The following is an 8,599-nucleotide window of genomic DNA, read 5'->3' on the forward strand; positions in this document are numbered from 1 at the left end:
CCTATGCGGGAGCTGGTAGTGGTCACGATCGGTATTTTTATGAGCATCAAGCTGATATGGTGGCGGGGGCAGTAGCACCACCGAAGCTGGAATTAGCGAATCAAGATTTGGTCAAGTCTCATATTTATTCTATTTGGCTGAGTAAGGCTGGAATTAACTTTGGCGATTCGATGAATCAAATTTTGGATTTGGAGAAGTCTGAATATCCACTGAAAGCCGATTTGATGGAACAGCTTCAGGCGGCTCAAGAGCCAGTGACTTTCCAAAAATGTTTGGATGCTACTCGATCGATCTTGGCTGATGCTTTCTGTCAAACTGATCTAGAGCGGGTTTCTTGGTATGGTGCTGCTTGGCTAGAACAGACTTTGGATCATGCTTTGACTGCTTTCGATCGCGCTTGTGACCGGTGGCGGAAGCTCTATGGTGCTGCGGTGGAGCAAAGAGATGAGTCGTTGCAAATGATTAATCGGGTAACTGCGGGCAACGCCACCAAGCAGGAAAAGGATGTTGCAGATCGATCGCAGCGGGAAGCCCAGCGCCAAATTGATATTTTAGTCGGACAAAACCAATCGAAGAATAATAGTCAGTTTGAATTCTATCCCTATCGTTACTTTGCTTCAGAGGGTTTCTTACCCGGTTTTAACTTTCCGCGTTTGCCGGTGCGGGCTTACATTCCGACTGGCCGGGACAAGGGTGATTATATTTCTCGTCCACGTAATTTGGCGATTCGGGAAATGGCTCCAGGTAACATTCTTTACCATGAAGGCAGCAAGTTTAAGATTGATCGCACTAAGCGCTTTACCAAGGGAAATGAAAATGAGTACCAGCGGCTAGTAGTTTGTCATAGTTGTGGTTATTTTCATACAAGTGTGGTGGATATCTGTGAAAACTGTGGTCAGAAGCCTACTGCTGACAAACAGGGCAAGCCCGCGAATATCACCAAGGTACTGGAAATGGATACGATGTCTACTCGGCGGCGGGAACGAATTACTTGTGATGAGGAAGATCGTCTAAAGAGTGGCTATCAGATCAATACCTACTTTCAGTTTACTGACCACCGAAAAGAATCGGCGATCGTGGCAGATGCGGATGGTACAACGTTGCTGAAGCTGACCTATGGTGAAACTGCGGAAATAATGCGGTTGAATCGAGGGCTGCGATCGACTAAGGAATGGGGCTTTAGATTGGATACTGGAACTGGGCAATGGGTGACTGCGGCTAACGCTCAGAGCAATTCATCAGCGAATATTGAAACTGATGTTCATCTGCTGGTCAAGGATACTTCTAATATTCTGCTGATTGAAGTGACTGATTTACCAGAGCAAAATCCAGAGGCTTTCACGGCTACGCTGCAATATGCTTTAGCTCGATCGCTCCAAAATCTCTATAAGTTGGAGTCTGCGGAACTGGGTACAGAAAGGCTGGGGGAGAAAGGCAACCAAATTCTGTTTTGGGAAGCAGCGGAGGGCGGTGCTGGAGTGCTATCGCAGATTTTGGAAGATCCACAGTCGTTCCAGAAGCTGGCTAATGCAGCGCAGGAGATCTGTCATTTTCACAAGGAGAAGAATAGCTGTGCCCAGGCTTGTTACGAGTGTCTGCTTTCCTATGGCAACCAGTGGGATCATGCGCTGTTGAATCGGCATATGATTGGTGGTTTTTTGAAGCAGTTGCGAGGTAGTCGGATTGATCGACATGCTGCTGGTGTTTCACGAGAGGAGCAGTATCAAAAGCTCTATAGTCAGACCGATCCTAATTCCGACTATGAGCGGGTGGTTTTGGAGGCGATTTATCAACAGGGAATTAAGTTGCCTGATACCGCGCAGTTACTCATTGCTGAGGCTAACTGCAAGCCAGATTTTATCTATACTGCCCAGAAGCTAGCAATTTTTTGTGATGGCTCGGTGCATGATTCGCCGGAGCAGCGTCAGCGGGATGAGATTATCCGAGATGACCTGCAATACGTTGCGGGGTATACTGTGCTGACTTTTCATTACCGTCAGGATCAAGATCTAACTGCTAAGTTAGCGGAGTTGAAGGCTTTGCTCAATTAATCAAGGGTTGAGAATTGCCCGATCGATCCACTTGGGTAATTCTTGCACATGGATAACTGCTTGAGTGCCTTCGATGGTAGCAATTAGCTGATGTCCAGCATTTGTAGAGTTGTCATAAAGAGTTAATCGATCAGCAATTTTGGCGGCTTTGGCTAGGTTAGCCAGACTTCGATTATAGCGACGCAAAATGTCAGCTATAGGTACATCATGTCCACCTAGTTTGACTCGATCTCTAACCCGTTGCAAGTTGATGTTGGGATTCTCGATCCCGATGTAAACCAAAGCAACTAGCCAGCCCAGATTTTTTACCTCACGCATCAGCTTTAGATAGGTATTAGCAGCAAGGGTCGTTTCTACTATAAAGCTATTTCCTAACTGAATATATTGCTGGGATAAAGTTAGAGCTTGCCGACCAGCAGCTATGGCAGCGGAAGATGGATTGGCGATCGCAATTTCTCTGGCGATCGCGTCAGGGTCAATTAACAGAGTGTTATCAGCGTAAAGTTTGGTGAGTGTAGATTTACCAGAGCCATTAGCTCTGGCAACAACGGTCAAAGTTGACATCGTTCTAGAGGATTTCACCAATTATTTCTTCGCTGCCATCTTCTCGAATCTTAAACTCGAATTTTTGCCCATTGGCTTCTTCTCTGACCAATTTTTCACCGATCATATAATGGATTGGTTCGCCCATAGCTTTCAGACGGGCAATGTCTTTTGCTACCTGAAGCTGTCCAGCAGCTTCCATTCTCCTAGCCGTTATGGCAATATCTTCGTCGGGAACAATGCTGAGGTCATTTTCGATGCTGGGTTTTGGGTAGGTCATAGTATCCTCCTTCACGACCATCATACCTTTTACATAACAAATTTCGCTCGACTAATGAATGGTGATACGCGACAGTATACGCAGATATGAATATACTTAGGATATACACAATGTATGCTTAACTATGACTAATATCGTTAATAAATGGGGCAACAGCTTGGGTTTAAGGATTCCACAGCCGATTGCCAGCAAGATCGGTCTAACTGCTGGTACGGTGGTGTCGATCGAGGTGGTTAATAACACGATCGTTGTTTCACCCATCAAGAAAAAGTATTCTCTTGATGAACTGCTGGAAGGGGTCACGCCTGAGCTGATTGGTGGCGAATATGATTGGGGTACGCCAGTTGGCAAGGAAGTATGGTAGCTAAACCCAAATATATTCCGGCGCGGGGCGATATTGTTAAATTTGACTTTGATCCGACTCTGGGCAGAGAACAAGCTGGTTATCGTCCGGCTTTAATTGTCACGTCTAAAGGATTTAATAGGGCTACTGGATTGGCTCTGGTCTGTCCGATCACCAGCAAGGTCAAGGGGTTTAATCTGGAGGTTATTTTGCCAGATGGACTAAATACTACTGGGGTAATTCTTGCTTTTCAAGTCAAGACTGTTGATTGGGTTGAACGCCAGATTAAGTATGTTGAGTCTTTGCCTTTGGAAGTGATGGATGAAGTGGCAGCTAAGTTACACGCTCTCATTGATTGAGGCTCGTGGACTTATAGAGTAGTTCTGTGAGCTGTTGGCAGACGCGATCGCTCATTGCTGTAAGCTGCCGATAGACATGATCGAAGTTAGCCATAAAATTGTTTATGATATACTTTAGATATCCAGATTAAGCATGAAAAACCAAAAATCATGAAGTCACAAATTGGTCAGTGGGGGAACTCTCTTGCTCTGAGAATCCCCAAGTATGCAGTTGAAGCACTGGATCTAAAGCCTAATGATGCGATCGAGTGCACTGTTGAAGCTGGTAAATTGATTATTCAGCGTGTCCAAGTGTTACCAGAATTTACCTTAGATGAATTGCTAGCTGGCATCACCGAAGAACCTGAAGGTGAAGTGGAATGGGGTAAACCAGTGGGGCAAGAGGTTTGGTAGTGTATATTCCCAAGCGTGGAGATTTTATTTGGATTGATTTTGATCCGCAGGCTGGTCATGAACAGATGGGCAATCGACCAGCTTTGGTAATTAGCCACGATGATTTTAATGAGCAAATGGGCTTTGCTTATGTCTGCCCAATTAGTAACACCCAACGAAAGAATCCTTTCTATGTGGTTATACCAGAGGGTGAAGCTGTGACTGGTGTAATTATGACGGAGCAAATGCGATCGCTGGATTTTAGAGCTAGGAAAGCTATTCACAAGGGGGTTTGCTCGGAGCTGTTACTACAAGATTGCCTAAGACGGATCAAACCCATCATTTTTTAGCAATACTTCGGACAAATTTACCAGATCACGCCTCACTGGGCATTTGCCCCCAAGATTCCAGTAGATCCCAGGCTGCCAATACTAGCCGCTGCGTGCGATATTCGCCGTGTTCTTTTAGCTCCTTGTTTTTCAGGACTCGGAAGGTTTCGCTGGGGAACTCTGCACCATAAACATCACTAGGATCGAGGATGTACCGCAACTCATCGCGGGTGAGTCCGTACAGTTTGGCATATTTGGCATCGAGTTCGGCGCGGAGGAGGGCGCGACCTTCTGGATTCCAAGTAAAGGGGGGAATGGGGATTTGTTCTTCATTTGTTCGGGAGTCGTGAGTCGTGAGTCGGGAATCGTTTTTATTCGACTCCTCTATTCCCGATTCCCGATTCCCGTAACCCATTACCGATTCCCGATTTTTTATTTCTTGTTCTGCATTGTCCGAATCAGAGAACGCAACATTTTGCCCACTGTTTCGCATTGCTTGAGAACTGGTTCCACAGTCTGTTCTGTAGTCAAATTCACTCTGGCTGACAATATCAGATGAGTCTCTACTTCCTTGAGCGATCCTTGGGCTATTTTCAGAAATTGAATGAATTCTCCCCGATTCTCCCGCCCGTAGCCCTCTGCTATGTTCGCTGGTACTGAGGCTGCTGCTCTGCGGATCTGTGAAATCATTCCGTACATCTCCTCCTTGGGGAAGGTTTTGGTGATTTGATAACACATCTGTGCCAATTTCATTCCCTCGTCCCAAACCCGCAGATCCCGATAAGATTGAGTTGTGCGATTTTCCATTACCTGCCTCCCATTGTCTAATTATCGATTCCCGACTCCCGATTCCCGACTCCTCCCAAATGTCTTGGGCGAAGGGCTGCATATCCCAAGCGGTGTAGACGAGTTCGAGGACGCGGCTGCTGATGAATTCGATGTCTTGGGGTGTGTAAGATTCTGGGGGTATTATGGGAAGCTGCCGAAGAACTCCGAAGGTCAAAGAAGGTTGGCTAGTTTTATTGCGGCAAAGATAGTCAAAAACTATTGAATTAAAATTAGAGATAAGAGCAACATATTTAATAGGGCTTTGCTTAGAAAAGATTAAGTACAAGCCATATGTGACGGCTGTATTTGGGATGACACTGCCAATTACCGTCCTCTCATTAGTATTGCAAGTAACTCTCCGAATTCCAAAAAACCAACTCTGGCTCCAGTCTCGGCTTTCCATTCTATTGTCTACGTCTTTCTGTGGAGTCCAGTACTGTGTTTTTACCTTGCTACTTAAACTACGATCATTTTTTATGTAGTCTCCCTGACTGGAGCTGTAGGATGCGTACAAATGATCGAACTGATGCACCATTCGACCTTCATACATTGGGACATACAGTTGATTTTCTCTAGTATATTTACCTTCTTCCAAATTAAATCCAGAACTTAGTAACTGCTCTTCTGACTTAAACAAATCACTATCGTTTGACTTGTGAAACATCGTCATAAACGAAATGTCCCAAGGATTAACCCCTGTACGCTCGTTTTCTAATACTGGTACGCTTTGATAGATCTTGCGAGTCAACTCTGCATCAGCACGAGTCCGAAACACTGGAGAAGTCAGCGTATTCGGGTTGATCAGAGCAATGTCTTGAGGCGTGAGCGTAAATACCCGCTGTTTATCTTCTAGTTGACGGGGATGGGTCAGAAAGAACGAAAATTGTGTTTCTGTAGTGGTTTGATTGCTCAGACTCAGAAGTGAAAATTTATAGCTACGATGTACGCCAACAAATAGAGCTTCTCGATTCTCAAAGTCCATTAAAGCTACTAGGCTCTGACTTTTTACCAAATCCCCAAAGAATTTCTTGCAGGTATCATCGGTCGCTATCCCCGTCGGCACAATGATTCCAGCTCGCCCATCAGGACTAATCAACTTTCTGGCAGTCTCGCTAAAAATGCTGTAGGTATTGATATCGCCTACGGCTGTCAAAGTAAAGCGACTCGAACCACGTACAAATCGCCCCTGAGCAGTAGCATCATATTTAGCAAGTTCAAACTCTTCGAGCAGTTCGGGATTATTGAGCGGTAATTGTTTAATCAGTCGTTCGCGGACTGCTTTATTCTGAGCATTAGCAATCTCCGCATCACGAGCAGCAAAGAACTCCTTCTCCTGCAACTTAATTCGCTCCCACGGTGGATTCCCTAAAATGCAGCTAAAGCCACCATCTTGAAACACTTCTGGAAACTCCAGACACCAGTGAAAAAAGAACTTTTCTACTGCTAGTTTATTAACTGTATCGGCTATCTCCCTGAGAGCAGGGCTAGGGGGAATCGACATTAATCTGTCTAGTGTTTCAGTAGTAGGCAACAAATCGCTAACCATCGGCATAAAAAACGCCGCCGTCCATAGATTACAAAGCGTGTAATCCCGATACCAGGTCGAGTCGCGACGACTAGCTTGATATCGCTCCAGCTTGGCGCGAACATCGCTGGCGGTGTTTTCTGAGGTTAAACCGATTTCACTGGCGTTCTGGGTGTAGCGATCGCGTTCTGCTTGGATAACTGGAGTATCGAAGAGGTTTTGCTGTCCGAGTTGCTTACATTCTTCCTTGTTGCGCTTCTTCAACTTAGTCGCAACGGCTTTATTATCCCCCGTCACTGCGGTATACGCCCCTTCAGGAATCCCCTCCTTGAGACAGTCCAAATCCATCACCCCCACCAACGAATTACCACACTTAATGCGGTGATCCAAAAAACTCAGCGGGTGATCCTTGTTGTGACCCTCAATCCATAGTGCCACCTTGCAAAGATCGATCGCCAGTGGATTTAGATCCACCCCATAAATACAATGTTGAATCACATCCCGCACCGCCAGAGGTAACGCATCTTTAGCAAATAGTTCAGGTATATTTTCAGAACCTTGGGTAGATCGTAATGCTTCATTTTCCTCAATCAACACCCGCGCCAACTCCTTGCCCAACCGCCGCGCCGCCGCCAACAAAAAATGCCCCGATCCACAGCTCGGGTCGCACACCGTAATGCTCAATATCGCTTGTTTTCTATCTTCGATCGAACTCAAACCCGCCAACTTATCAGCCATCACCGGCTCCAAAGCAGTTTTAATAAGCTGCGCCACCAACTCTGGCGGCGTGTAATAAGAACCAGTAGACTTGCGATCGCTCCCTTTCACCAACTCAAACTCATACCCAGCATTTTTAACGCTAATTTGAGGATGAAAATCTAGCAAACTTTCATAAATACTACCAAGCTCCTCCACATCTAGCGACTCATAATTTACCCGTCTAGACTGCGCCGCTTGCCCCTTCGCCGAAACATGATCGTAACGCGACAAATTCTTAATCGCTGTCAACAAATCATAGTTATCAATAACATAGCCATCAATGTAGCTCAAAGCCTTCGAGCCAAACAAATCACCATTCAACGGCGATAGCCCCAACGCCTGACCCCGCCAATGCTCATCAAAAAGCTGAAAAGTCACCATCAGCCCCCGCCACAAATCCTGAAAACCCTCCCGTCGTAAGTTCGGTGACTCCGCCAACCGCCGCAACCTCTCTACGCTGTAATAAGCCTCATAAATTCGCCGCTGCTCCAAATCCGTCTCATTGTCATTGAGTAAAAGATCCCGCGACTCCGCCACCATCAAAAACAACAACCGATAAATCAGCATCAACAACTGCCGATAATACTCCGTCGCTACAATCTCTCCGCTAGCCACCCGCTGCCGCAACGCCTCATTCTTGGGATGCTGCAAAAACCCATTCGCCAACCGCTCGATCGCACTTTCCACCCCATCCCGCAGCTTATCCCTAACCCGACCACCCTGCTGCAAAGTTAGCTGATGGTAATCTTCCAACAAACATTTATTGGCATCCTCCATATCGTCGGGAAGACGCGATCGATGGAACAACCGATAAAATAACCCGAACTCCGCAAAGTTCTCGCCCTTCATAATTTGCTCCAAGTCAAACTCCACATAAGTCAACTTGGTCATCAAATTAGAATCCCTCAGCAGCCGCCACTGGAGGCCATTCGTTGCCACCCCCCACAAATGCTCAGTGCGATTCAAATATTCTTGCAGCAGCCCATGCGCCGAAATCCGAGGCTTGCCGCTGTCAGCTCTTTTCTCCAGCCCCACCCGGCAACCAATAATATGCAGTGGCGGTGTATTCTCTAGATCCGCAGTCCCCAGCAAATCATAGCTACCCTCACATTGCGCCATCCGCTGTTCTACCGGACGTTGTTCAAACGAGGGTTACAGTTGGAGGAAAAATCACTTGTTAAATAGTACATATGTTTTAAATTCCCTACGA

8 protein-coding genes and 1 pseudogene are annotated in these 8,599 nt (G+C 46.2%); 5 read left to right on the plus strand and 4 right to left on the minus strand.

Annotated elements, in window-relative coordinates; all coding sequences use genetic code 11:
• On the plus strand, positions 1-2,051 hold a 2,051-nt coding region (locus C7B62_RS22730; RefSeq protein WP_146132181.1), incomplete at its 5' end, for a Zn-binding domain-containing protein.
• Here the strand turns inward: C7B62_RS22730 and C7B62_RS22735 are convergent.
• A complete protein-coding gene (locus C7B62_RS22735; protein ID WP_106242844.1) occupies positions 2,052-2,615 on the minus strand; it encodes a zeta toxin family protein in 564 nt (187 codons plus the stop codon).
• Positions 2,616-2,619: 4 nt separating this feature from the next.
• Entirely contained in the window at positions 2,620-2,874 is a 255-nt protein-coding gene (locus C7B62_RS22740; protein ID WP_146132182.1) for a hypothetical protein, read from the minus strand.
• A gap of 124 nt (positions 2,875-2,998) precedes the next feature.
• On the opposite strand from C7B62_RS22740, the gene C7B62_RS22745 reads away from it, so the two are divergent.
• The 4 genes from C7B62_RS22745 to C7B62_RS22760 all read left to right on the plus strand — a co-directional run bounded on the left by C7B62_RS22745 (position 2,999) and on the right by C7B62_RS22760 (position 4,298).
• Entirely contained in the window at positions 2,999-3,238 is a 240-nt protein-coding gene (locus C7B62_RS22745; protein ID WP_106242851.1) for an AbrB/MazE/SpoVT family DNA-binding domain-containing protein, read from the plus strand.
• The gene (locus C7B62_RS22750; RefSeq protein ID WP_106242855.1) at positions 3,232-3,576 is read left to right on the plus strand and encodes a type II toxin-antitoxin system PemK/MazF family toxin; all 345 of its coding nucleotides are present in this window, start codon (positions 3,232-3,234) and stop codon (positions 3,574-3,576) included. The genes C7B62_RS22745 and C7B62_RS22750 overlap by 7 nt, the downstream gene beginning before the upstream one ends.
• Before the next feature lie 150 nt (positions 3,577-3,726).
• A complete protein-coding gene (locus C7B62_RS22755) occupies positions 3,727-3,969 on the plus strand; it encodes an AbrB/MazE/SpoVT family DNA-binding domain-containing protein (protein WP_106242858.1) in 243 nt (80 codons plus the stop codon).
• Positions 3,969-4,298, plus strand: coding sequence for a type II toxin-antitoxin system PemK/MazF family toxin (locus C7B62_RS22760; RefSeq protein WP_106242862.1), 330 nt, complete (start codon positions 3,969-3,971; stop codon positions 4,296-4,298). The genes C7B62_RS22755 and C7B62_RS22760 overlap by 1 nt, the downstream gene beginning before the upstream one ends.
• 411 nt (positions 4,299-4,709) lie before the next feature.
• Here C7B62_RS22760 and C7B62_RS27275 read toward each other — a convergent pair whose 3' ends face one another.
• Together C7B62_RS27275 and C7B62_RS27280 are read right to left on the minus strand one after the other, a co-directional pair.
• On the minus strand, positions 4,710-5,084 hold the full coding sequence (locus tag C7B62_RS27275) for a four helix bundle protein (protein WP_106242865.1): 375 nt from the start codon (positions 5,082-5,084) through the stop codon (positions 4,710-4,712).
• A gap of 2,008 nt (positions 5,085-7,092) precedes the next feature.
• Positions 7,093-8,508: pseudogene (locus C7B62_RS27280) on the minus strand (restriction endonuclease); the annotation flags it as partial.
• Positions 8,509-8,599 lie beyond the last annotated feature (91 nt).

Source organism: Pleurocapsa sp. CCALA 161, assembly GCF_003003995.1.
Lineage (GTDB): Bacteria > Cyanobacteriota > Cyanobacteriia > Cyanobacteriales > Xenococcaceae > Waterburya.

Excerpts from the sequence above, each read along its gene's own strand:
- C7B62_RS22735 (WP_106242844.1), bottom strand. The coding sequence starts at position 2,615 with ATGTCAACTTTGACCGTTGTTGCCAGAGCTAATGGCTCTGGTAAATCT.
- C7B62_RS22740 (WP_146132182.1), bottom strand. The coding sequence starts at position 2,874 with ATGACCTACCCAAAACCCAGCATCGAAAATGACCTCAGCATTGTTCCC.
- C7B62_RS22745 (WP_106242851.1), top strand. The coding sequence starts at position 2,999 with ATGACTAATATCGTTAATAAATGGGGCAACAGCTTGGGTTTAAGGATT.
- C7B62_RS22750 (WP_106242855.1), top strand. The coding sequence starts at position 3,232 with ATGGTAGCTAAACCCAAATATATTCCGGCGCGGGGCGATATTGTTAAA.
- C7B62_RS22755 (WP_106242858.1), top strand. The coding sequence starts at position 3,727 with ATGAAGTCACAAATTGGTCAGTGGGGGAACTCTCTTGCTCTGAGAATC.
- C7B62_RS27275 (WP_106242865.1), bottom strand. The coding sequence starts at position 5,084 with ATGGAAAATCGCACAACTCAATCTTATCGGGATCTGCGGGTTTGGGAC.